Annotated in this window: 20 protein-coding genes; 14 read left to right on the forward strand and 6 right to left on the reverse strand. The window is 62.5% G+C overall.

Features of this window, described 5'->3' with window-relative positions:
- The 3 genes from ACZ89E_RS19095 (at position 1) to ACZ89E_RS19105 (ending at position 4,678) form a co-directional block, all read left to right on the forward strand.
- Positions 1 to 855: a MaoC family dehydratase gene (locus ACZ89E_RS19095; protein ID WP_476256238.1), complete on the forward strand. Its 855-nt coding sequence runs from the start codon at positions 1 to 3 to the stop codon at positions 853 to 855.
- Between the two features lie 412 nt (positions 856 to 1,267).
- Positions 1,268 to 2,842, forward strand: a complete 1,575-nt coding sequence (locus ACZ89E_RS19100; RefSeq protein ID WP_476256239.1) for a collagen-like triple helix repeat-containing protein — start codon at positions 1,268 to 1,270, stop codon at positions 2,840 to 2,842.
- 168 nt (positions 2,843 to 3,010) lie between these two features.
- Entirely contained in the window at positions 3,011 to 4,678 is a 1,668-nt protein-coding gene (locus tag ACZ89E_RS19105) for a ShlB/FhaC/HecB family hemolysin secretion/activation protein (protein ID WP_463259309.1), read from the forward strand.
- A gap of 56 nt (positions 4,679 to 4,734) precedes the next feature.
- Here the strand turns inward: ACZ89E_RS19105 and ACZ89E_RS19110 are convergent, their stop codons facing one another.
- From ACZ89E_RS19110 to ACZ89E_RS19120, 3 genes are all read right to left on the reverse strand, one after another.
- Positions 4,735 to 7,119: an autotransporter family protein gene (locus tag ACZ89E_RS19110; RefSeq protein ID WP_476256240.1), complete on the reverse strand. Its 2,385-nt coding sequence runs from the start codon at positions 7,117 to 7,119 to the stop codon at positions 4,735 to 4,737.
- A gap of 167 nt (positions 7,120 to 7,286) precedes the next feature.
- Positions 7,287 to 7,697, reverse strand: a complete 411-nt coding sequence (locus tag ACZ89E_RS19115; RefSeq protein WP_476256241.1) for a response regulator — start codon at positions 7,695 to 7,697, stop codon at positions 7,287 to 7,289.
- A gap of 86 nt (positions 7,698 to 7,783) precedes the next feature.
- Positions 7,784 to 7,981 (reverse strand): Flp family type IVb pilin, encoded by a 198-nt coding sequence (locus ACZ89E_RS19120; RefSeq protein ID WP_149660700.1) that lies wholly within the window; start codon positions 7,979 to 7,981, stop codon positions 7,784 to 7,786.
- Positions 7,982 to 8,304: 323 nt separating this feature from the next.
- Between ACZ89E_RS19120 and cpaB the strand changes: the two genes are divergently transcribed.
- The 9 genes from cpaB (at position 8,305) to ACZ89E_RS19165 (ending at position 16,551) form a co-directional block, all read left to right on the forward strand.
- The gene (cpaB, locus tag ACZ89E_RS19125) at positions 8,305 to 9,252 is read left to right on the forward strand and encodes a Flp pilus assembly protein CpaB (protein WP_476256242.1); all 948 of its coding nucleotides are present in this window, start codon (positions 8,305 to 8,307) and stop codon (positions 9,250 to 9,252) included.
- Positions 9,253 to 9,273: 21 nt separating this feature from the next.
- Positions 9,274 to 10,536, forward strand: a complete 1,263-nt coding sequence (locus ACZ89E_RS19130; protein ID WP_476256243.1) for a type II and III secretion system protein family protein — start codon at positions 9,274 to 9,276, stop codon at positions 10,534 to 10,536.
- Positions 10,533 to 11,723 (forward strand): CpaE/TadZ family protein, encoded by a 1,191-nt coding sequence (locus ACZ89E_RS19135; RefSeq protein WP_149660697.1) that lies wholly within the window; start codon positions 10,533 to 10,535, stop codon positions 11,721 to 11,723. Before ACZ89E_RS19130 ends, ACZ89E_RS19135 begins: the two co-directional genes overlap by 4 nt.
- Positions 11,720 to 13,000 (forward strand): CpaF family protein, encoded by a 1,281-nt coding sequence (locus ACZ89E_RS19140; RefSeq protein WP_476256244.1) that lies wholly within the window; start codon positions 11,720 to 11,722, stop codon positions 12,998 to 13,000. Before ACZ89E_RS19135 ends, ACZ89E_RS19140 begins: the two co-directional genes overlap by 4 nt.
- 10 nt (positions 13,001 to 13,010) lie before the next feature.
- On the forward strand, positions 13,011 to 13,895 hold the full coding sequence (locus tag ACZ89E_RS19145; RefSeq protein WP_476256245.1) for a type II secretion system F family protein: 885 nt from the start codon (positions 13,011 to 13,013) through the stop codon (positions 13,893 to 13,895).
- On the forward strand, positions 13,892 to 14,782 hold the full coding sequence (locus ACZ89E_RS19150; RefSeq protein ID WP_476256246.1) for a type II secretion system F family protein: 891 nt from the start codon (positions 13,892 to 13,894) through the stop codon (positions 14,780 to 14,782). The genes ACZ89E_RS19145 and ACZ89E_RS19150 overlap by 4 nt, the downstream gene beginning before the upstream one ends.
- 10 nt (positions 14,783 to 14,792) lie before the next feature.
- Positions 14,793 to 15,506: a tetratricopeptide repeat protein gene (locus ACZ89E_RS19155; RefSeq protein ID WP_476256247.1), complete on the forward strand. Its 714-nt coding sequence runs from the start codon at positions 14,793 to 14,795 to the stop codon at positions 15,504 to 15,506.
- 12 nt (positions 15,507 to 15,518) lie between these two features.
- On the forward strand, positions 15,519 to 15,794 hold the full coding sequence (locus ACZ89E_RS19160; protein WP_463259301.1) for a DUF3613 domain-containing protein: 276 nt from the start codon (positions 15,519 to 15,521) through the stop codon (positions 15,792 to 15,794).
- A gap of 388 nt (positions 15,795 to 16,182) precedes the next feature.
- Positions 16,183 to 16,551, forward strand: coding sequence for a DUF6124 family protein (locus ACZ89E_RS19165; RefSeq protein ID WP_476256248.1), 369 nt, complete (start codon positions 16,183 to 16,185; stop codon positions 16,549 to 16,551).
- A gap of 85 nt (positions 16,552 to 16,636) precedes the next feature.
- Here the strand turns inward: ACZ89E_RS19165 and ACZ89E_RS19170 are convergent, their stop codons facing one another.
- Both ACZ89E_RS19170 and ACZ89E_RS19175 read right to left on the reverse strand, forming a co-directional pair.
- The gene (locus tag ACZ89E_RS19170) at positions 16,637 to 17,428 is read right to left on the reverse strand and encodes a response regulator transcription factor (RefSeq protein ID WP_149660690.1); all 792 of its coding nucleotides are present in this window, start codon (positions 17,426 to 17,428) and stop codon (positions 16,637 to 16,639) included.
- Between the two features lie 127 nt (positions 17,429 to 17,555).
- Positions 17,556 to 18,026, reverse strand: coding sequence for a prepilin peptidase (locus tag ACZ89E_RS19175; protein WP_476256249.1), 471 nt, complete (start codon positions 18,024 to 18,026; stop codon positions 17,556 to 17,558).
- 75 nt (positions 18,027 to 18,101) lie between these two features.
- Here ACZ89E_RS19175 and ACZ89E_RS19180 point away from each other — a divergent pair, with 75 nt between their 5' ends.
- Both ACZ89E_RS19180 and ACZ89E_RS19185 read left to right on the forward strand, forming a co-directional pair.
- Positions 18,102 to 18,542 (forward strand): TadE/TadG family type IV pilus assembly protein, encoded by a 441-nt coding sequence (locus ACZ89E_RS19180; protein WP_476256250.1) that lies wholly within the window; start codon positions 18,102 to 18,104, stop codon positions 18,540 to 18,542.
- Positions 18,539 to 21,307 (forward strand): PAS domain-containing sensor histidine kinase, encoded by a 2,769-nt coding sequence (locus ACZ89E_RS19185; protein WP_476256251.1) that lies wholly within the window; start codon positions 18,539 to 18,541, stop codon positions 21,305 to 21,307. Before ACZ89E_RS19180 ends, ACZ89E_RS19185 begins: the two co-directional genes overlap by 4 nt.
- Here ACZ89E_RS19185 and ACZ89E_RS19190 read toward each other — a convergent pair.
- Positions 21,277 to 23,253, reverse strand: coding sequence for a pilus assembly protein TadG-related protein (locus ACZ89E_RS19190; RefSeq protein ID WP_476256252.1), 1,977 nt, complete (start codon positions 23,251 to 23,253; stop codon positions 21,277 to 21,279). The two genes, ACZ89E_RS19185 and ACZ89E_RS19190, sit on opposite strands and share 31 nt — an antisense overlap.
- Between the last annotated feature and the right edge of the window lie 154 nt (positions 23,254 to 23,407).

Genomic DNA, 23,407 nt, shown 5'->3' on the forward strand with positions numbered 1-23,407 from the left:
ATGATCATCGACTGGCACACCCTCAACCGTGAACCAAGCCTGCCCGGGTTGTATGTGCGGGCGGCCACGCGCCGAAAAATCACCGGCACCACCCTGCCCGATAGCGGTTTGCGCTGCTGGCTCGACGTCGATCCAAAACGCCTGGCGGCGTACCGCAAGGTCTGTGGTTTTGCGGACAACGGCCTGCTGCCACCGACCTATCCCCACATCCTCGCCTTTGCCTTGCAGATGCAATTGCTCACCGCCAGGGAATTTCCCTTTCCGCTGTTGGGGCTGATTCACCTGAGCAACCGCATTCGCGTGCTGCGGCCCATGGGCGGGGTGGGCCGTGTACGGGTCAGTGTGCAAGTGCAAAACCTGCAACCCCATGCCAAGGGTGCGACGTTCGATCTGGTGACGACGCTGGACGATCAACTCGGCACGCTGTGGGAGGCCGAAAGCCAGATGCTGTGTCGCGGGGTCAAGCTCGAGGGCGAGCCGGCGGAGGATGAGTTGGCGACGACGCTGGCGCTGACGGAAGTGGCGCACTGGAAAGCCCCGGCGGACATTGGCCGGCAATATGCCAAGGTGTCCGGGGACTACAACCCGATTCACCTCAGTGCGGCCAGCGCCAAGCTGTTCGGCTTTCCTACGGCAATTGCCCACGGCCTGTGGAACAAGGCGCGGACCCTGGCAGCGCTGGCCGATCATCTGCCGACGGCGAACATTGAGATCGCCGTGCAGTTTCGCAAACCGGTGCGCCTGCCCAGCGAGGTGACGTTGCTGGCCAGTGCGGCGGCGTCCAGTGGCGATTTGCAGTTGGTCGGCGCCGGGGAATTGGAGCATATGGCCGGGCATTGGCGGCCGGTGGCCTGATGATCGTTCCCACGCTCTGCGTGGGAATGCAGCCCGGGACGCTCCGCGTCCCTTCAGAGCCGAACGCGGAGCGTCCGTTGAGGCATTCCCACGCAGAGCGTGGGAACGATCAGGTGTCGGGGGACCCTGGTTAATTGTGTATATAACTTAAGTGCTCTCCCCCGCCATTACTCGCCTGCGTCCAAACCATCCTCATTGATTTAAAACGAATTCCCCTCTCGACCCACACCCAAGGTATTAACCCTTAGGCAGCATTCCTGCGCCTTGTATAAAGGCGTTAATACCAACTTGAGAATGGCCTCAAAGCACGCCCTGGATTGTGATGTGCACAACGGACGAAGGCATTGCCGGCGACAGATCGGCAAGCCATCGAAGACAACGAACGTTGTAACAGGTGCAAGGAATGACTCTCATGAAAACTCAAGTGTGGTGCAAGTCGGCAACAGCTTTGGCGTTGGTCCTCTCCCTCGGCCTGGCCGGTTGCAGCAGCGGCGGTGGCGGTCATCACAGCACGTCCGGCAGCTCGTCCGATGGCGCGGCGGGTGCGGCGGGAACGGGTAGCGGCGGCACCAGCGGTACGGGTGGCGGCACCGGTGGTGCGAGCGGGACGGATGGAACGGCCGGGACCGGAGGCACTGGCGGCACGGGAGGCACCACCGACCCAACCAATCCAACCAATCCGACAGACCCGACTGATCCCACCAACCCGACCAATCCCGGCGGGCCTGCACCACTGGTGACCAGCACGCTGGTCCAGGACGTCGGCAAAACCGTCAGCGGCGTGGGCGATGGCGTCGGGCAGATCGGCGATTCCCTGAGCACGGTTCCGGTGGTTGGCGGCGTGGTGCAAAGCGCGGTCAACACCACCGGCAATGTGGTCAGCACCGTCGGTGACGACCTCGCCAATGGCTTGGGCAAATTGGGCAGCGACCCGCAAGCCCTCAGTAAAACCACGGCAGTCGTCGGCGACGTGGTGTCCGATGCCGGTAACGGCGTGACGGATTTGAGCAGCAAACTGAACACGGCCACCAGCAGCATTCCCCTGGTCGGCGGCGTCGTCAGCAAAGTCACCCCGGTGCTCGGCGATGTCGGTGAAAAAGTCACCATGCTCGGCGATACCTTGAACATCGCCACCAGCACCGGGCCGCTGGGGTCCGTCACCAACGGCGTGGGCAATAAGGTGCTGGTGCCGGTGGTCACGCTGGCTGAAGGCCTGACCGGCAAAGTCGGCAGCGCCACTGGCCTGGGCAACCCAATCGATGGCCTGGTCGACAAGGTCGGCAGCACCGTGGGCAGTCTGGGCAGCAAAGTGACGGCGGCAGGCAATGGCAATGCGGTGACTAACACCGCGGGCGGCGCGCTGACTAACCTGGGCACCTCCGTGGGTTCGGCGGGCGGCCTGGTGGCGAGTTCCGGTGCAGGGACGGGCGGCGGTCTGGGTGGCTTGGGCAGCACCGGGTTGCTGCAAACAGTCGGCGGTGCCGTGGCGAATGTCGGCGGTGGTTTGAACGCCGGCAGTACCAGCTCCGTTGTCAGTGCCGGCGGTGTGAACCTGGGCGCCATAGGCGGCACGGTGGCATCGATTGGCGGCGCACTCGGCGGCTCGAGTGCTCCCAACCTCGGCCCAACCGCACCGCTGGCCAGCGTCGCAGGCGTGATCGGTACTGCGTTGAATCCTGTCACCAGCAGCGTCACCAGCCTCACTCAACAAGTGGGTGGCACCACCGGTCTCGGCGCCCCGGTCACTGGTCTGCTCAGCCAGGTCGGTGGAGCGGTCGGCGGCGTCGGTAGCAGCATTACCGCTGCCGCGCCCAACCCGGTAGTAGCCGCTGTCGGCAACACCGTCACCACCGTCGGCGCTACCGTTGGCGCGGTCGGTGGCGCGGTCGGTGGGCTGGTCGCTAGCGGCACCGGCAGCACCGGCAGCACCGGCACAACCGGTGGTCTCGGCGGCCTGTTGGGTGGCCTGAGCGGTAACAAACGCTGAATTGCACCTGGCCGATTCGACGGCCTTACCTGCAGCGCCTACGCTTGGTTGGAGGCGGAAGATTCAGATGAGTCTTCCGCTTTTTTCTTTTGGAGCAAGACAACCTGCGGTTCTGGTTCAGTCAGCTGACGAGCCCCGGGATGTCGCGATATGACCATGGAGTGTCCTATGCGCGTTATGGCTTCCCTGCTGTGCCTGACCGTCAGTTCTTTCGCTTTCGCCGACACCCTTCCGAGCTTTCTCAACAGTAACGAAACGATCCGCAACCTCCCCGTGCCAAACCTGCCCGCCGACGCCTACCGCCCGACAGCGGCACCGTTGCAAGTGCCGGAGCCCGGCGCGACCGCAGCGCAACCGTTGATGATGGGCACCAAAGTGACGATCAAAAACGTGCAGATCGAAGGCGGGACGATTTACCCGCTCAACGAATTGGCGGCGCTGTATCAACCGTTGCTCGGCCACGAAACCAGCCTCGCCGAGTTGATCGAAGCCACCCGCAATATCACCCGCCGTTACCAACAGGACGGTTACTTGCTGTCCTACGCCTTCCTGCCGCAACAGGATTTCAGCCAGGGCGTGGCACGGGTGGTGCTGGTGGAGGGTTACATCAAGGACTACCAGGTGCAGGGCGACCTCGGGCGGGTGAAAAGCCTGCTGGACAAACTGGTGGCCAAGCTCCAGGCCGAACGACCGCTGACCCGCAAAACCTTCGAGCGCTACACCACGTTAATGAGCCGCATCCCCGGCGTGACCTTGCAGGCGCAAGTGCCGCCACCGGGCACCACCGACGGCGCGGCGTACCTGGCGGTGCAAGCCAGTCGCAAACCGTTCACCAGCAGCTTGAGCGCCACCGAAAACAGTCGCAATGGCACCCAGGCCTTGCTCGGAATCAGCAGCAATTCCCAGACGGCGATGGGCGAACAAGTGAGCCTCAGCGGGCTGTTCCCGCCGGGGGACGACAAAGAGCATTACTACCGTCTGGACTACAACCAGTTCCTCAACGCCGAAGGCACGCAACTGAGCTTGTCGGCCTCGCGCTACCGCGCTGATCCGGGCACCAATGTGCTGCTCGACAATGGCCTGCAGCTCAAGCCGCACCGGGAAAACGATCGCTACTCCATCGGCTTCAGCCACCCGCTGATCGCCTCGCCCAATGAACAACTCAGCGCCGGTGCGCGGCTGTATGCGGTCAACGACAAAACCCGCTACGACGTGGTCGATGACCCGCGCAGCGTCGAAGTGCGCACCGACATCCGCGCCCTCGCCTTCGAAAGCGACTGGCGCCAGGCCGACGCCCGACAATTACGGATTCTCAGTGGCGGGGCGTACCAGGGCATCGATGGCATGGGGGCGAAAACCAGTGCCGATGTCGACCTCAATTTCCTGCGCCTGCGCGTATCGGGAGTGCAGAGCGACAAGTTCTTCGACAACTGGCAAGGCGTGCTCTCGGCTGCGCTGTACTGGAGCGACGACACCCTGCCCGACAGTGAACGCGCGGTGTTCGGCGGACAGAATTTCGGCCGTGGCTACCCCGACGACCAGGCGTCCGGTGACAAGGGTTGGGGGGTGGCTTACGAAGTGAACTACAGCTTCAACCGCGACGGAAACTGGCTGCGGGTGCTGCAACCCTATGTGGTGCTGGACCGCTCGAAAACCTGGTTCAACCAGTTGCCGGTGCAGGGCAACAACTTGTCCTCGGCGGCGGTGGGCCTGCGGTTTGGGGATGCGAAGTACTACAACATCGCGCTGGAAGCGGCCAAGCCGATGTCGGATGAAGCGCTGGACACGTTTAACCGGCGACCGCGCTATAGCGTGAGTTTCAGTTATCAGTTGTAGAGGCCATCGCGAGCAGGCAACACGCTTGCTCGCGATGAACAAAACGCGGTCTGAAATCAGAACGCGTAACGCACCTTCGCCGTAAAGGAATCGGCGTTGAAATCGGTGCTGGTCACGTAGTTGTAAGACCCACCGACACTCCAGGCGCCCATCACATAGTTGGCGCCCAGGCCCAGTTCATAGCTGTCGCGCACCGGCGTCGTACCGCGCGTAGTGAACGAATCGCCGCCCAGTGCAAAGGCCGACGTGGTCGCGGTCTTGTCACCGATAAAGTCGTGCCACGCCATGACCTTGGCTTCAGGTTCAAAGCTGCCGGTGCCGACATCGAACGCCGCGGCCAGGCGTGCGCCCACGCCCATTTCGCCCACTTCATAGCGCTGGCTGCCGACGTTCAGCGACGCCGAACTGCCCTTCTCGCGGTACGCATCCATGCCGACGTTGGCGTAACGCGCACCCACCTGCGGTTCGAGCACCAGGTTCGGCTGCAAGCGCAAGCTGTAACCGGCCAATGCACTAACACCCAAGATATCGCTGTCGTAATCGCCCTTGGCCCGAGTGCCGGCGATGTAGCGCTTGGACTCGTTATCGTTCCAGCCATACATCAACGACGAATCAACGAACCAGTTGTCATGGGTCCAGTTGCCATACAGGGTCAACGCATGTCCGGTGACATCGGTCTTGCTGCCCAGATCGGATTTCACATCGCTCTTGAGGTAGCTGTAGGCCAGGCCGACAACGGTGTCGGCATTCAACTGACCGTCAGCACCGACCGCAATCCCGTGGCTGTCGGCGTCATAACCCGCCACGCCATGGCGCTCGTCCTGATTGGCATCGCTGCTCAGCGCTTGCAACCACACGCCTTTGTCCGTCGAACCGGTGCCGGTACGGGCGCGGCTGGAGCGGTCGTTGATGGCATTGGTCATCAGCGTCTGGCTGTTGGTGGTTGCATGCAACACGCCACGGCTGACGTCCGGGCTGAGTTTTTCCGACAGTTGCGCCAGTTCGGCGTCCGTGCCCGCGTTGGCGAAGGCCTGGAACACCGGGTCCTGCTCGTCGAGCAACGGCATGACGGCCGTCGAGAAACGCCCAATGGCCCCAACCGCGTTGCGCGTACCGCCGGCGCTGAGGATATTTTGTGCAACCACGGCTTCGGATTTGGTCGTCACCAATGCCTTGATGTCGTTGCCTTCCACGCCAAAGCTTTTGACATCCAGCAAGGCCGACGACGAAGTCACGCTCAGGTTCTCACCGCCGGTCAATGAGCCCGAACTGATCAAGGTGTAGCGAGTGCCGCCCGCGTTGATGCGGAAGTCGCTGGAGCGCGCCAGCAACTTCAGTTGCCCACCCGGTGCAATATCCGTGTCGCCAGTGACCTTCAACACCGGCAACGCGGGGTTGGTGTCGTTGCCCAGGTACATTTCCAGCACCGAGTCGGACCCTTCCATGTCGAAGTCGCCGATGATCGTGGTGTGCGGTTGCATCAGCGTCAGCTTGCCGCTCTCGACCGTGACGTACCCCGAGCGGATGGTTGAGCCATCGAAGTTCACGTCGCCGTCGATGAGCACCCCGGAAAGACCCAGCAGATCGCCTTTGACGTTGCCGCCATTCCAGTAGAAATAGCTATTGCCACCGTCAACCTGGATCGCAGCCGTGCCGCCCTCGATGAGGCCGCCGTCCTGATAAAAATTGAAGGCGCCCTGGCCTGCGACGGGCAGGCTGACATGGATGCCGTAGGCCTCACCCGAGATCGTGCCGCGGTTCCACGCCGCATACCGGTTGCCGGGCGCCAACACCACACCTTCAAATGCCAGCGCCTCGGCGTCGAGGCCGGTGGCGCGAATGCTGCCCTCGTTATAGACGGTGTTGCTCAGCGTCGCGCGGTCCAGATCCACCGCCATCGCACCTTCACCATTGGCGCTGATCGAACCGGTGTTGTTGATCCCCGTCAGCGTGGTGTGGGACAGCAGCACCCCTACCGGGCGCATGCCATTGACCGTAATTTCGCCGCTATTGACCAACGAATTCGTCAGCGTGATGCCGCTGGCGTCGATACCCATCGACGCACCGCTTGTGGCAAGGCCATTGATCTTGATTGAGCCGTCATTGATCAGGGAGCCGCCGATCACCGTCGCACCACTGCCATTGCTGATCGAGATGCCGCGTGCAAACGCCAGACCATCAATGACGATCGAGCCTTTGTTGGTCAGGTTTTCCTGGAGGGTCAGCGCCTGGAAGTTCACCGCATCACCCGATCCAGGCAACGCAGGTACGACGTTGAGACTTCCGGTGAACGTGGCGGCTCGCCACGTCTGCCCGGTGCCAGAGTACGGGCCATTGCTCAAATCGTAATTGAGGTCCGCCGCTTCAACGGCAGAGGTCTGAAACGCGGCGGTCGCCACGGACAACGCCAACAACGAGCGGCGCAGGCAAGAGGTATTCAATCGAGAGTCCCTTCCGAAACTTGAAATGGCAGTTTCAGCAGGGTGACGAATTAATCAGGCATCCCTACCGGCCCCTCAGCAGGGTGCTGATCGGGGGCGGCAAATGTACACGAGCCATCATTTCGACACTACATAAAAGTCAAAGTGATGGCGTCAAATTTAACTGATCAAGGATTAACCAGGTGGGTCGCGGGCAGCGGGAACAGATTGTTCAAGGTTTCCAGCAACCGCACGTGATAGATCGGCTTGCGAAACAGGTCGAGCACCTGCAGGCGCAGCATGTCGCTGACATCCTCCATGTCCGCATGCCCGGACGTCACGATCACCGGCAAGTGCTGGCGTGAGGTGTGTTCGCGCAAACGCTTGATCAGCGACATGCCGCTCTCCTCCGGCATGCGCAGATCAGTGATCACCAGGGCGATATCAGGGTGGCGGGTCAGATGATGCAGGGCGAGCTTGACCGAGGTGGCCGTAAAGCAACTGAAGCCCTCGCCCTCCAGCAACTCCGCCAACTCCAGCAACGCGTCCTCTTCGTCGTCAACCAGCAGCAACTGTTGGCGTTCTTGAGAAGCGTTCATAGGATGGCACCCGCTGTGGACTAAGCGCTGACGTTAGAAGCCCTTTGGCGCATTGGCAAGTGACCGTCCATTGGCATCGACAGGCTTCAGAGCGCACCCGAAATGGTGGTGAACATGGTGGTCACCGCCGTTTTGATCGGTGTAACGAAGGCCGCCAGCGCCACCGCCACCATGCCGGCAATGATGGCGTACTCGATACCCGAAGCCCCTTCGGTGTCCTTCGCCAGATTTACGTAGAAAGAAAGTTCGGACTTGATCTTCTGAGCCGTTGCTTTGAAGGACATGGCATTTCTCCTGATGACTGCGGTGTTGCAGGGTCACAACATAATTCCCCTATGCCAGCATCAGCATTGTCGGCAAAGGCTTTACCAACAACTGTAAGAACGAATTATCACTTAAGTATTAAGTCGTGCACTTACGCTTGAAAAAACCACGTTTGGCGCTTTAACCCTCTACTTTCGTTCGCTATTTAAAGCGAGGTAATGGCGTTTTGCTTTAGCTGCGCTACCGTCAAATAGCGAAATAGTTGCATGTTCATAGCTGCCTGATTGCGAAATTGTCTCGAAGGAATGGCGAGTCATTAGCAGCGGGGAAAGGGAGAGCCGTCATGAACAGCCGTGTCACCCTGGGCCTGGCCGGATTATTCTTGGCAGGTGCCGTCATTGCCGGTTATTGGGGCCTGGTGCTGGGCCGTCAGCCGGAACCCGCGCCTGTGGCGCAGCCCAACGTGGTGACGGTCACCGCACCGGCCGTGGCCGCAGCGCCCGAGGAAGACCCCACCCGCCAACCGGTGGTGGTGTTGCTGCGCGATATCGCGCCGTTTGTGCAAATCACTGCAGCCGACGTGGCCCTGGAAAAACTGCGCACCGCGCCGGCCGGCAGCCTGAGCCGACTCGATCAGGCGATCGGTCGTGCGCCGTGGCGCGCCCTGAGCGCCGGGAGCTGGCTCAACGATGAGAGTTTCGAAGCCGGCAGCGCACTGGCCCGGATGATCCGCCCCGACGAACGCGCCCTCGCGGTGGCCGTGGATGAAGTGATCAATGCCGGCGGCCAGTTGAGCCCCGGTGACTATGTCGACGTGCTGCTGTTTCTGCGCTCGGACGTGAACAACCCCCAGCAATCGGCCCAGGTCGTGGTGCCGGCGCTGCGGGTGCTCGGGGTCGGTGAACAATTGGGCCTGACCAACGACGGTCAACCCGCCAGGCCCGGCCTGAGCGACGACGACAAACTCAAGCAAGATCAACTGCGCGCCAGCGCCCGGTCGGTGCTGCTCGCGGTGCCCGAACCGTTGCTGAGTCGCTTGATGCTCGCTGCCCAGGCCGGGGTTTTGCGCCTGGCGGTACGCAGCGCCGAAGAGAAACGCCTGGCCCATTACTGGGCTGGTGAAAGCGCTTCACCCGCCAACCTCAGCAGCGCCAACCGCGACTTGATCCAGTTCAACCAACTGGCCATGACGCCTGCGCCAAAACCTCTCGCCACCGCCAGTCGCGCCGCACCGCGCACGCCGGGCGTGGAAGTCATTCGCGGCAATGAAATCACCCAACAAACCCCCTGAGTCGAGCAAGGACGCATCTAAATGCGCAGACGTTCCATGTCCATGTTCCAAGGCCTGCTCTGGGCCTCCGTGCTCAGCGGCCTGCCACTGACAACCACCCTGGCAGCCGTCGGCAATTGCGCCGCGCTCGGCCCGTTGCCGGCGGTGCTGGAAGTCGGTGAAGGGGTGCAACAGGCCCTGCAATCACCGGTGGCGATCACCCGGGTGGCGGTGGGCGATCCGAAAATCGCCGATGTTCGGGTCAACGGCAATCAAGCGTTTCTGGTCACCGGCATGGCTCCCGGCGCCACCAGCCTGATGGTCTGGACGGCCTGCGCCAGCGCACCGCGCCAAAGCATGGTGTTCGTGCAGGGCAAGGCCACGGCGGCCATGACCAGCGCCACCCGGTTGCCGTCCGATGACCCGCTGCTGCCGTCGCAAGTGCAGACCGATATTCGCTTCGTCGAAGTCAGCCGCACCAAACTGAAAGAGGCCGGCACCTCGATCTATGGCAAGAACTCCAACTTTCTGTTCGGCTCGCCGGGCACGGTGCCCAACACCGCCGTCACCCCCCGGGTGTTGCCGTTGCGCAACCTCGATCCCCGCATCGCCGTGCCGAGCATTCCCCTGGCCAACGACATGTTCAACATCGTCGCCGGTGGCGGTAATTTCCTCGCCATCATCAACGCCATGGAAGGCAGCGGCTTTGCCTACACCCTGGCGCGACCGAGCCTGGTGGCGATCAGCGGACAGAGCGCGAGTTTTCTCGCCGGCGGTGAAATCCCGATCCCGGTGCCCAGCGCCAACAGCAACAGCTACTCCATCGAGTACAAGGAGTTCGGGATCCGCCTGACCTTGACGCCGACCGTGGTCAGCCAGGATCGCATCGCCCTCAAGGTGGCGCCGGAAGTCAGTGAACTGGACTACAACAACGGCGTGACCATCGGCGGCACCACCGTGCCGGCGTTCACCATTCGCCGCACCGACACCAGCATTTCCCTGGCCGATGGCGAGAGCTTCGTCATCAGCGGCTTGATCAGCACCCAGAACTCGTCGCAGGTCGAAAAGTTTCCCGGCCTGGGCGACATCCCGGTGATCGGTGCGTTTTTTCGCAACTCGTCGATCAAGCGCGAAGAGCGCGAACTGCTGATGATCGTCACCCCGCACCTGGTGCAGCCATTGGCGGCCAACGCGCAATTGCCGTCGTTGCCCGGTGAAAATCTGCGCAACTACGACCCCAACTGGTATCGCCTCTACTTCCTGGAAAACGGCAATTTCGATAAACGCAGCGGGTTATCGCAATGAGCCAGAACCTGAACCAGACCTTCCTCGCCATCACCCGCAACAGCACCGACCTGGAGTGGCTGCAAGGCGCGCTCGCGCCGCTGGGGCAAGTGGTCAGCGCCGGTGGCGGCAGTCTTGACGAACTGCTGGCGCTGGTCGACGTGACCTTCGCCAGCCTGGTGTTCGTGGGCCTGGACCGTGAACACGTGGTGGCCCAGAGCGCGTTGATTGAAGGCGCGCTGGAAGCCAAACCGATGCTGGCGGTGGTCGCGTTGGGCGACGGCATGGACAACCAATTGGTGCTCAACGCCATGCGTGCCGGGGCGCGGGATTTCGTCGCGTATGGCTCGCGCTCCAGTGAGGTCGCCGGGCTGGTGCGACGCCTGAGCAAACGCCTGCCGCCGGTGGCACCCAACACGCAACTGGGCGGCCTGACGGTGCTGTATGGCGTGCAAAGCAACGGGGACGGCGCGCTGCTGGCCAACCACATGGCGCAAGTGGTGCAAAAGAGCGGCCAGCAAACCCTGCTGCTGGACCTGGGCCTGCCGCGCGGCGACAGCCTGGCCTTGCTCGGCCTTGAAAGTTCGTTCCACTTCGGCGATGCGTTGCGGCATTTGCGGCGCCTCGACGCGACCCTGATCGACAGTGCCTTCACCAGCGCCGAAGCCGGGCTGCGCATCCTCGCTTACGCCGCCAGCGACGAGCCGCTGGAACACACCAGCGCCGCCGAGTTGTACATGCTGCTCAGCGCCTTGCGCCAACACTTCCAGCACATTGTGGTGAACCTCACCGGGCAGCCGGACAGTGAAGCGCTGCGCACCTTTGTCAGCCACTGCGACAAGTTGCTGTGGTACACCGACCAGAACGTGCTCGACTGCCGCCGCAACCTGGCGGTGCTGAATCTGTGGCGGGAAAAAGGCATGAAACTCGACCACGCACGGCTGCTGGTGGACCGTTATTTGCGCAGCGTCGCCCCGGATTCCGAGACCCTGGGCAAGAGCTTCGGCCTGGAGGTCATCGCCGTGCTCGCCTACAGCCCCGAAGTGCGGCTCAACGCCAAGAACCAGGGCGTCACGCTGTTCCAGTTTGCCCCCCGCGAAGTCCTCACCCAGAGCCTGCGCACCCTCGGCGAGCGGCTGGCGAAACGTTCCGAAGGCCTGGCCAAACCCAAGGCCGGCTGGTTCAACCGCTTGAGGGGCACACCATGAGCGGCGAAAAACTGTTCGGCGCGCCCCAGCGCGGACCGGTCGGCAACAGTGACCACGAAGGCCTGAAACTGGTGTTGCACCGCTACATCATCGACGCCATCGAAGAGTCCGGAAAAAACCTGCTGGAAGGCTCGCGGCCAGTGCTGTCGCAGTTCGTGATCGACAAGGTGGCCGAGTACATCGCCCGCCTGCACCTGGCGATCTCCCGCTATGAGATGGAACGCCTGGCCGAGGAAATCGTCGACGAACTCACCGGTTTCGGTCCGCTGGAAGTGCTGCTGCGCGACCCCGCCGTGACCGAGATTCTGGTCAACGGCCCGCACCGGGTCTTCATCGAACGCGACGGCGTGCTGCATCAAAGTGACCTGCGTTTTATCGATGCGCACCACGTCGAACGGGTGATGCAGCGGATCCTCGCGCCGCTCGGGCGACGGCTCGATGAGTCGTCGCCGATGGTCGATGCGCGGCTGCCCGATGGCAGTCGGGTCAACGCGATCATTCCGCCGATTGCCCTCGATGGCCCATGCCTGTCAATTCGCAAATTTCGCAAGGACATGCTCAAGAGCAACGACCTGATGGCCATGCAAACCATCGATCAGGCGATCTTCGATTTCTTTCAAGACGCCGTGGGCAAGCGCTGCAACATCCTGATCAGCGGCGGCACCGGCACCGGCAAAACCACGTTGCTGAACATTCTCAGCCAGTTGATCAACCCCCACGAACGCTTGGTCACCATCGAAGACGTGGCGGAGTTGCAGTTGGGCCATCCCCATGTGGTTCGCCTGGAAACCCGTCCGCCAAATGCCGAGGGCCACGGCGAAGTGAAGTCCAGCGACTTGATCCGCAACGCCCTGCGCATGCGTCCCGACCGGATCATCCTCGGCGAGATTCGCGGCGTCGAAGTGCTCGATGTGCTCACCGCGATGAACACCGGCCACGACGGCTCCATGAGCACCGTGCACGCCAACAACGCCCAGGATGCCCTGTTGCGCCTGGAGACTCTGGTGGGCCTGACCGGCCGGACCATCGCCGAACGCACCCTGCGCCATATGATCTGCGCGGCCCTGGACGTGGTGATCCAGTTGACCCGCCTGCCCGATGGCCGGCGCTGTGTCAGCGAGGTGGTGGAGGTGGTCGGCGTGCGCGACGACGTCTACGTGACCAACACATTGTTCCGCCTCGACCGGCGTACCGGATTCGGTTTTCTGCGCGAGGCGGTCCACCCCGCCGGCGACAAATTGCGCCGCGAATCGGCGCTCATTCCTTTTCCGAACTGAGGGCCCGGGCATGCTCAAGGTGTTGCTGCTGATCCTGGTTTGCCTGGCGCTGCTCGGCTTATCGGCGCGGATGTTCCAGCGCGGATTACGCCAGTCCGCCACCGAGCGGGTGATCGGCCGGTTAACCCAAGGGCAGCCGGAGTTGGTGGTGCAAAAGTCCTCGTGGGTCGGCCTGGAACGGGCCTTTCTGCGCGCCGGCCTCGGGCGTCCCACCGAACGCCTCGGCCTGTGGTTGCTGCTGTGGGCGCTGGGCGTCGTGATCGGTTTCGCGCTGGGTGGCTGGCCCGGCCTTTTGGTGTTGCTGGCGGTGCCGCCGCTGCTCCTGCGGCTGTACGTCGGTTGGCGTTACCAGCGCCGGCTCAAGCGCATGATCGAACAACTGCCGCAGTTGCTCGATCACACCGTGCGCAGCCTGAAATCCGGACGCACCTTGGCCGACGCCGTGCTAGGCGGCATCGATGCCGCCGAAGACCCGCTGAAAAACGCCATGAGCCGGGTCCAGCGTAACGTGCAGCTGGGGGTCAGCCTGCCGGATGCCGTGTCGGACCTGGCCGAGCTGTATGAGCAGGAGGAATTTCGTCTGTTCGCCCTGGGGCTTAAGGTCAATCACCGCTACGGCGGCAACGCCAGCGAGCTGCTGGAAAACCTGATCAAGATGATTCGCGAGCGTGACCAGGCCGCGCGTCAGCTCAGTGCCATGACCGGTGAAACCCGCGTCACGGCAATCGTCCTCGCCGGGTTGCCGATCAGCCTCGCCGGCTACTTCCTGTTGTCCAACCCGCAATACCTGCTCGCCATGTGGCACGACGGTTCGGGGCAGCTCATGCTCGCCACCGCGTTCGGTTTGCAGGCGGTGGGTTGCCTGGCGCTGTGGCGCATGTTGCGCAGCCTATGAAGATCCCGTTGCTGATCAGCGCGCTGCTGTTGCTCACCGCCGGTGTGTTGTTATTCGCCGGCCTGCTGGACCAACAGCGCCGGGTGCGCCAGGTGACACGGCGGCTGGATGGAAAGATGCCGGACCGCCGCCGCTTCAGCCGTTGGTTGCAGGTGCTGGGCAACAGCCGGCTCGGTCAGCGCTCGGTCAACCTGGACCATGAAACCCAGGTGTTGCTCAACCGTCTGGGCTGGCGCAGTGCGCGTCGGCGCTCACTGTTCGCGGCGTTCCAGGTTGGCGTACCAGTGCTGGCGCTGGCGGTGACGTTGCTGATCCAGGGCCTGTTTTTTCCTGACCTGGACAACCATTGGATCGTCCCGGCGTTCGCCACCGGTATCGGTTATCTGCTGCCCAAACGCTTGCTGGTCGCGGCGGCGCAACACCGGCAAAAACAACTGGCGACCGAGATTTCCACCTTCATTCCGTTGCTGCGGATTTTGTTCGAGTCGGGCATGGCGGTGGAGCAGGCGCTGCGGGTGTTGAGCCTCGAAGGCAAACATTTACTGCCGGCCCTGACCCATGAATTGCGCCTGGTGCTGGCCCGGGTCGACTCCGGCCTGGAGCTGGGCGAGGAACTGAACAAGGCCAGCCGCTTGCTGGCGGTGGATGAGTTCAGCGACACCTGCGTGATCCTTCAGCAATTGATTCACCAGGGCGGCGGCGCGATGAAATCCCTGCTGGCGCTCAAACTGCTGCTCGATGACCGGCGCCTGACGCGCTTGCAGGAATACATTTCCAAGATGTCCGCCAAAATGTCCGTCGTGATGATGCTGTTCCTCTTCCCGGCGTTATTGATCGTGCTGGCCGGCCCGGGCTTCACCGCCCTGGCCCGGGCCTTTGCTTCTTGAGGGGAATGAGATGAAAGCGATGATGGCCGGTTTGAGTCTGCTGTTGCTCGGTGGCTGCGCGAGCAACGGGCAGGACCCTTGGAGCGCTTTGACCAGCAGCGCCAGTTGCAGCAAACCCAGCGCCGATCAACAGCTGTCGTTGAACCTGGCCGACGACATGGCCAAGGACGGCAAACTGCACGCCAGCCTGGCCAACCTGCAAAACCTGCCCGACAACCTGGCCGACGTGCGCTTGCGCAAAGCCAAGGTCTATCGACTGCTGGGCCGCAACGAAGCCGAGCCGTTGTACCGCAGCCTGCTCGGCAGTTGCATGGCCGCCGAAGCCGAACATGGCCTGGGCCAACTCGCCGCCGCCAACGGCGACAACGGTCAAGCCCAGGCCCACTTGCAACGCGCCGCACGCCTGGCGCCCACCGATGAAAAAATCCGCAACGACCTGGGCGTGGTTTATCTCAATCAGCGGCGGGTCGAAGACGCCCAATTCGAATTCCTCACCGCGATGGAGCTCAAGCAGAGCGACCAGTTGGCGGCGGTCAATCTGGTGACGCTGTTGATCTACCAGGATGACTGGAGCCGCGCCGCCGAACTGGTCAGCCGCGTCGGCCTGAGCCCGGCGCAAGTCACCGAGGCCCAGGCCCGCGCAGAACGACTCAAGACGCCGGGCAAGGCTGTCCCGGCCGTGGCGGCGCAGGACGCCACCGCGACGGCATCGACCATCCAATAGACGAGGCCTTTGATGAAAACCACCACCTTCTGCGGCCTCGCGCTGTTGACCTTGCCCCTGGGCTCATTTGCCATCGACGCCGGCCCCGCGTCGCCGCAACAGCAGGAAACCGAAGTCTGGCTGCAACTGCAAAGCCGCAACACACTGGCCTCGCCCAAGCTGCAAACCGCCACCGCAACCGAGCGCGAACTGAGCATGCAGCGCTGGTTGAAAAGCTACCTGCACGAGATACCGAAGTTCTTTGATCAGGATGAGGGCGGGAAAGTCGACAGTGGGTCGGGGGGATAACGGGCACCGTTTTTGCCACGGTTAAACAGTTTTTTTCGCGAACGTTTAAAGACACCCAGTGTTACGTCATAAACGGCTACAACGCCTTGCGTCGTTGCCTACGCGTACGCCAGAATCCGCCGGCTTGTGCGGCTGTGGGGTGGGCTATATCGTTTCCGGGTCACTGCAAAACAGTGACCGGGTTTGGTAGCCCGTCGTGATAGTCGTATGGCAACACCTTATGCAGCCCTGTTGTTGGGACTCGCTTTATATGGTGGTCATGTGTGGGGCTCATTCGTGAGCGCCGGGTTTTCTGTCGCGACCGGTCTACCAACCCATGCATGGCCGCCACCCATTCGTTTGGTAGCGAGGGTGATGGCTCCTTAAAATTTGCGACGGAGTTTTAACAATGTTCAAAGTTACACCTAACCCCCCGAACACCGATCCAGTCCCCAACGACGCCTCTTTCAATCTCGATCCCGAGAAGCTGAAAGCGTCGGCCGAGCGCGCGCTCAAGCATTACCTCACCCCCGGGGCGACGAAAACGCAGATACCGCCCCGCACATCCGGCACCTTCTTCACCATCGACGCAGCGGTGGATGATGAAACGTTGCTGGTCGATGCCAGCGAATCGTTGGCATCCGCCCGCGAGTTGGTCAACGACCTCGTCGAACTGTCGGACGGCCCGCGACGCTATTCGATGCTGGTGCTGCAGCGGGTGATCATGTTGAGTGAGCTGTCGGTCAATCGCGTACTGGATAACCACAAGCCTGGGTAACCTCCAGGCACAGCAGTGAGGGGGGCGTGCTCCCTCACTGTCCTGATTACGCGTTAGCGCACAGGTTTTAGGCGGTCGGCCTCTATCAGTGCGCAGTCACGCGCTGGTGCATTGCGGCATTGTTCGGCGACAGGGCCAGCGCCAATTGCGTGCGGTTATGCATGTGGGTCAGGCGCAGCACCTGGGACACGTACAACTTCACCGTGTTCTCGGTAATCCCCAGCTCACAGGCAATTTGATAGTTGGTCTGGCCCTTGCCCACCAAGCGCGCCACATCGAGTTGGCGTGGCGACAGCTGATTGAAAATCGCCGGGATCTCTTGCCGTTCCGCCTCGCTCGGCTCGCCCGTGTCAGTGCCCAGCAACGCCGACGAACGCGGCGCGCGTCGCACCCGGTCCAGATCCTGGTAAAGGTCGTCGATCGACTCGGACAAGTACTGCAACTTCTGATTCAAATGCCCGAGCTGCACATCTTTATGCCGCTCCTGCAACGCCGCTTCCTGGCGCTGCAAACCTTCCAGCAATTCATCCAGGTCAATCGGCTTCTGGTAGTAATCGGCAATCCCGGCGCGCAAGGCCTTGATCACGTCCTGCTTGTCGGCGCGCCCGGTGAGCATGATCGCCTCGAACGCCCGCTGCCGGCCGCACAGGCGTTTGAGCTCCTGCACCATCTGGATGCCGTCCATGTCCGGCATGTGCAAATCGCACAACACCAGACCGATCTCCGGGTCCTGGGTGAAGCGTTCGACCGCCTGGGTGCTGGACTCGCACGGCACACAGCGGTAACCGTTGCTCTCCAGGAATTCACACAGTTCTTCGACCACCAGAGGCTGATCGTCGACCACAAGCACTTTTACTGCGGACGTAAGCTTGTTCACGTGCTACTCCATGCCCAGGCCGAAAGCTGACCATTCCTGTACTAATAGCCGCTGGTTGTATAACTGCTCTAAATTGAAAGTAGTCGCACTTTCCGACTATGTACATAGCACTAGTGGCCTGTTGCGATTAATGGATCCACAGGAGCGTACACACCATGCCTATCAATACGAACGGCGCGTAAGGCTGCTTCCTTGACGCTTCGTGGCGAAAAAAGCGCAGACGCTGCCTAAGTCCTTGACTCATATGCAGCCAGACTTTTGGCGCAAGCAGTAACCACAACGCACTGGCCAGCCCCGCACCGATAATCGCCCCAAGCAGGTGCATACCGTCGGTCGCCAAACCCAAAGCTGTCATTAATTTCACATCGCCGGCGCCCATGCGCTTCATCACGTAGCCCGGCAATGTGAAGGCCAGCGCCAGCAACACCGCCCAGCCGGCTTGTTCGGCCCCGGCCCCCAGCCAGGTGGTGCCGGTGCACACCACATACGTCAGGGCCAACCCGCCGGCGCCCAACGTCAGGACGTTGGCGATGTGGCGCTGACGAGCGTCCTGCACGGCGCACAGCGCCAGCCAGATAATCAAGACAAGGCTCTGCATCCGGTAAAAACCGTCCGTTTTGGCTGAATGATTCTATGCTGATATTACGCAGTGATTGTCAGGGTAGACGCAGTCATGAAAGCAGGCCTCCCCCGCAAGCAAAAAGGCGCCGCCGCGATTGAATTCGCCTTGGTGTTCGTGATCTTTTTTGCCGTGTTTTATGGGCTGGTGAGTTACAGCCTGCCGCTGTTGCTGATGCAGTCATTCAACCAGGCCACCGCCGAAGCGGTGCGCCGCAGCGTGGCGCTGGACCCCGGCACCGCCAACTACAACACCGCCGTCACCGCCCTGGCGACCACCGAACTGGCCCGGCAACTGTCGTGGATTCCTGCCGCGCTGAATTTCAATGTGGCCACCGACACGGCGGCCACCTACACCGGCGGGGTCCTGAAGGTCACCATCACTTATCCGGTCGCCAAGCTGAATCAGGTCATCCCGTTCCTGGTGTTGCCGGGCATCGGTGCGGTGCCCAATCTGCCGGCCAATCTGACGGCCAGTTCGAGCCTGCAATTTTGAGTTCCGGGGACACGCTGTTCGGGCGCCTGCTCCATCGCCAATCGCCGCCCTCCTCTCAAGCACCAGAACCTTTGAACGTGCCCAGCCTCGGCCTGCAAGTGCATGTGGATGCCGAGGGCCGGGTGCTGCACCTGACCGGTCCGTTGCGCCATGTGTTGGCCCCGTCGATGCCGGTCGGGCAAACCCCGCACTTGCTTGACTACCTCATGCCGCAAAGCGTGTTGGTGGTCGAAGGCAAACCGGCGGACTGGCAGGGACAAAGCCTGGACCTGGATTTCTTCAGCCTCAGCGGCCAGCCCTTGCATCTGCGCGGCTGGGTCCAGCCGTTGGCCGACACCTGGCTGTTGCAGTTGATGGACATCGGCGACTTGTTGCTGGAACGGCGGCAGGCGCAAAGCCGCGAACACTGCCAGTTCCTGGCGACGCAGATCAGCGAACAGTTGCGCTTGTGCAGCCTGTCGCGCCTGCCCGAGGTGTTGACGGAACAACTGCAAGGCCTGGCGCAACGCTTTCACATCCCGTGCCTCGCCGTGGCCCTGCTCGACGAGCAGGAACAAGGCTGGCAGGTTCACCAGCAGTTCGCCGCTTTCGATGCTCCGCAGCTGTGGCAGACCGGGCAACACCTGGGTGCCGGCCTCGACAGCTTGAGCGGCTCCGCCCCCCAGCGCATGACCCTCAATGAACACCCGCGCCTGCAAAGTACGTTCGGCAATGCCGAGGGCCTGGCCGTGCCCTATCACGATGCCCAGGGCGTGGTCGCCTGGCTGCTCTGTGGTTTCTACCCCGCGCAACAGCAGGCGCCGGACGTGACCGAGCGCGATTGGCTGCACCTGTGCGCCGCCCTCGCCGGCCCGTTGCTGGAGCGTTTGCGCGAACACTGGCATCACCTGCAACTGGAGCGGCTGGAGTCGTTGCAAGCCTTGCTGGGTACCGGTTGGTGGGAGCTGTTCAGCGAGCAGGCCGAGGTGCAACTGGCGCCGTCACTGGCCAACACCTTGCACCTGTCGAGCAGCCGACTGCCGCTGCACGACTGGCTGGATCAGGTCCACCCGGCCGACCGCGAAGAACTGCGCAGCCACTTGCACACCTTGCGCGACGAAGGCACGACATTCGTCCTGTGCGTGCGCCTGCATCACCCCGACGCGCCACACAGCGCAGCGTGGTATCGCCTGCAAGGCCAGGCCCTGGGCCTCGGGCAAAACCGTCGTTTGGTGGGGTTCATGCTCGACATCAGCGACATCAAGAACCAGGAGCAACAGGCCGCAGCGGCCCATGCCCGGCTGGACAATCTGATCGCCAGTTCACCGGCGGTGATCTACGTGCAGCGCTATGTCGAAGGGGCGCTGCAACCGACGTTTTTCAGCGACAGCCTGTTGCCGCTGCTGGGCTGGAACCTGGCCGATATCAGCAACGGCTCACTGGTGGAACGGGTGCACCCCGACGACCGCGAGCACTACTTCGAGCGCACGCGGCAGCTGTTGCGTCAGGGCTCGGTGCGCGCCCGGTATCGACTGCGCGACAGGCGCGGCGATTATCACTGGCTGCTCGACGAAGCCAAGCTGCTGCGCGATGACCTCGGGCTGCCGGTGGAAGCCGTCGGCCTGTGGCTGGACGTCACCGAAGCAACCCTGGCGGCCGAGGCGGTGAAACAAAGCGAAGAACGCTATCGGATACTGGTGGAAGACTCCCCGGCGATGATCTGCCGTTATCGCCCGGACCTGACCCTGAGCTTTGGCAACCGGCCGCTGGCGACGTACCTGGAATGCCAACCCGATCAATTGCCCGGAGTGAACCTGGGCAGTTGGATGTCGCCGGAACAGCGTGACGCCTTCCTGCAACGGATCGGGCAACTGAGCCCGGAATGCCCGGTCAGCACCGCGGAAATCAACCTGCAATTGCCGGGACGGGAACACGCCTGGTGGGTCTGGTCGGATCGCGGGGTGTTCGACGAGCAGGGCCGTTTGCTTGAAGTCCAGGCCGTGGGCCGCGACAACACGGACGTGCGCCGCTCCCAGCAGCAACTGACCCAGAGCGCGAAAATGGCCACCCTCGGCGAAATGGCCACGGGGCTGGCCCATGAGATCAATCAGCCGCTGAACGTGATGCGCATGGCCATCGTCAATGTGCTCAAGCGCCTGGGCAACGGCGATGTGCAAATCGATTACCTGACCGACAAACTCAAGCGCATCGACACGCAGGTGCAGCGGGCGGCACGGGTCGTCGACCACATGCGCGTGTTCGGCCGCCGCTCCGAGGTCGAGCAGCATCCGTTCAACCCGGCCGAGGCCATCGAAGGCACCCTGGCGCTGCTGGCCGAAGGCATGCGCGGCAAAGGCGTGGAACTGCGGGTCAGCGAGATCGATTTTGCGGTGCAGGTGCGCGGTCATGTGGATCAACTGGAACAGGTGCTGATCAACCTGATCGTCAACGCCCGGGACGCGTTGCTCGGCAAGCGCGAGGCGGATCGGGATTTCAAGCCGTGGATCTCGGTGTACGCCGAACGCGATGCTCAGTCGGTGAGGCTGTGGGTCGAGGACAACGGCGGCGGCATCGATCCGCGTTTGCTGGAGCGGATTTTCGAACCGTTCTTCACCACCAAACCGGTGGGCGTCGGCACCGGGCTGGGGTTGTCGGTGAGTTATGGCATCGTCGAAAACATGGGCGGGCGCTTGAGCGTGCGCAACTCGAGCGAGGGCGCGCGGTTTTGTATCGAGCTGCCGATTGCCCCGGACAATCAGATCACCAGCGAGGCGCGGCCTGAGTGACAGCTGAGGTTGGCGCCGACATCAACTTTGTTCAGGTCAATGCCCAGGCTCACCAGCAAGGTGTTGATCAGCGTGTCGAGCAAGGGGCTGAGGACGCTATTGATCGCGTTGACCAGCAAGGTTTTGACCGAGCTGAGGATCGTCCCCAGCACACTGACCAGACTGCCCGACGGGCCATACATGTTGAGCTGGAGGTTGTTCAGGGTGTCGTTCAGGCTGCTGACCACGTTGGTGGTGGCAAAGGAGTAATAGAACGGCGGCTGGTTGATGTCCGGCAGGTTGGCGGCGGCGGGTGCGGCATACACGTGAGGCATGTTGGCGTTCGAACCCACGGTGGTGTTGGCCGAGATATCGAGCCCTCCGCCGACACCCGGCGTGCGCGGGGTGCAGTTGAACGGCAAGACCAACAGAAAGCGCTGGCAGGTTTTCACACCGATATCGATCACCTTCAACGGCTGCGCCACCACCGTGGGCGGCGTGATGTTGCTGCCGAACGCCGTGGCCGGATCGATGGTGCCGATTTTCAGGTTCACCAATGATGTGCTGGTGTTGGTGGTCAGGGTTTTGCTGGTGGGGCTGAGGCAACTGTAGGCGGTGACGTAGCTGTTGGCGCTGGCCACGTCCAGCGCCACATCGAGGCGGATCGGCGCTGGCAGCACGATGATGTCGGGCGTCTGGCAGGGCACGCCCAACAGGCAAGTGAGCGAATCGAGCACGCCGACCAGATTGAGGTTGAGCAAGGCGTTGAGCGTATTGGTCAACGGCCCGGCCAGATCGGCCACCGCGTTGACCAGCGGGGTAATCGCATCCAGCACCGGCAAATTGATCGACAGCAGCGTGCGCACCTGGGCGGTTTTCACATAAATCCGATTCGGCCCCAACGGCGCGAGCGCCGCATTTTTCGGGTTGCCGATGGCCGACAACTGCGGCGGTTCCAGCACTTGTACCCGGGCCGTGATTTGCGCCAGCCCCGCCAGGTTGATTTGCTGGGTCGCCACCAGGCCGTTCTTCTTATTGGCCAGTTGCACAAATGACTCGACGAGGTCGAACACCTTGATGTTGGTCGCCAGCGCCGCGATGTTGCTGCCGGCCTCGACATGCAGCAGATTGCCCAGCACCACCTTGGTGGTACCCGCCGCAACCTTGAGCGCTTGCAGGCTGGCGATGGTCACGGTCGCCCCCAGCGTGCCGCCGGGGTCGAGCACATTGATGGCGGTCTGGATCAGTTGGCTGACGTTGACGGCGGTTCCCAGAGCCTGGTCATAACCGGCGACGGTCAGGCCGAGGTCCAGTTTCAAGCGGTCCAGGTAACCGAGCAGGCTGATGTTGGTATTGATCAATCCGTTCCAGCCCGCGACGCTGATATTGACGTTGCCCCCGAGCAAGCCACCGAACAATGCGTTGAGCATGGCGGACTTGCTGGTATCAACGCTCAGCAAGGTACTGCGAATGGTCAGGGCGGCCACCGGCGGCGGTAATGCGGCGACGGCGGTGGCGCTCAGGTTGAGGGTCGATCCGGCGGACGCACCGCCGAACAGCGCGCCGATGCCCCCGGCAATGCTGCGCGGGACGGCATGGCTGGCGATCACTCGAATGGCTTCGCTTTTACTCGGATCGGCGCCGAATACCCGCAGGTTGTTGGCGTCCAGGCTCAAGGCGCCGCAGGTCACGGCCAGGGTGCGAGTGGGGTCGGGCAGGATGAAACCGTTGCGTGTCGCACTGGCGGTGGCATACGTGGTGGCCGTGGCACCGGCGGCGCAATCGCCACCCCGGCTGGCCGCTTCCAGGGCCGCCATGTCCGCCACCCGTTGCAGGTTGCGTTTTTCCAGGTACAGCCGACCGCTATCGACCACCAGCAGCAGGAACACCAGGGCCATGCCCAAGGTCAGCGCCGCCATCAAACCGATAGCCCCCCGTTGCCGAACCGGGCCGCGAAACTGCGACATCGCGCACTCCTTCGCCGGCGCACACCTTGTGCTGCCTCCATTGGCAAATTGCAGTGTAGACAAGGGTTGGCGAGGTTGCCGACCACACAAAACCTGCAGAAGCGAAGCTTGCTCGCGAAAGCGGTGTGTCAGGTACATCCGTTTTGGATGTGCC

The organism is Pseudomonas sp. TE3899 (assembly GCF_056279105.1).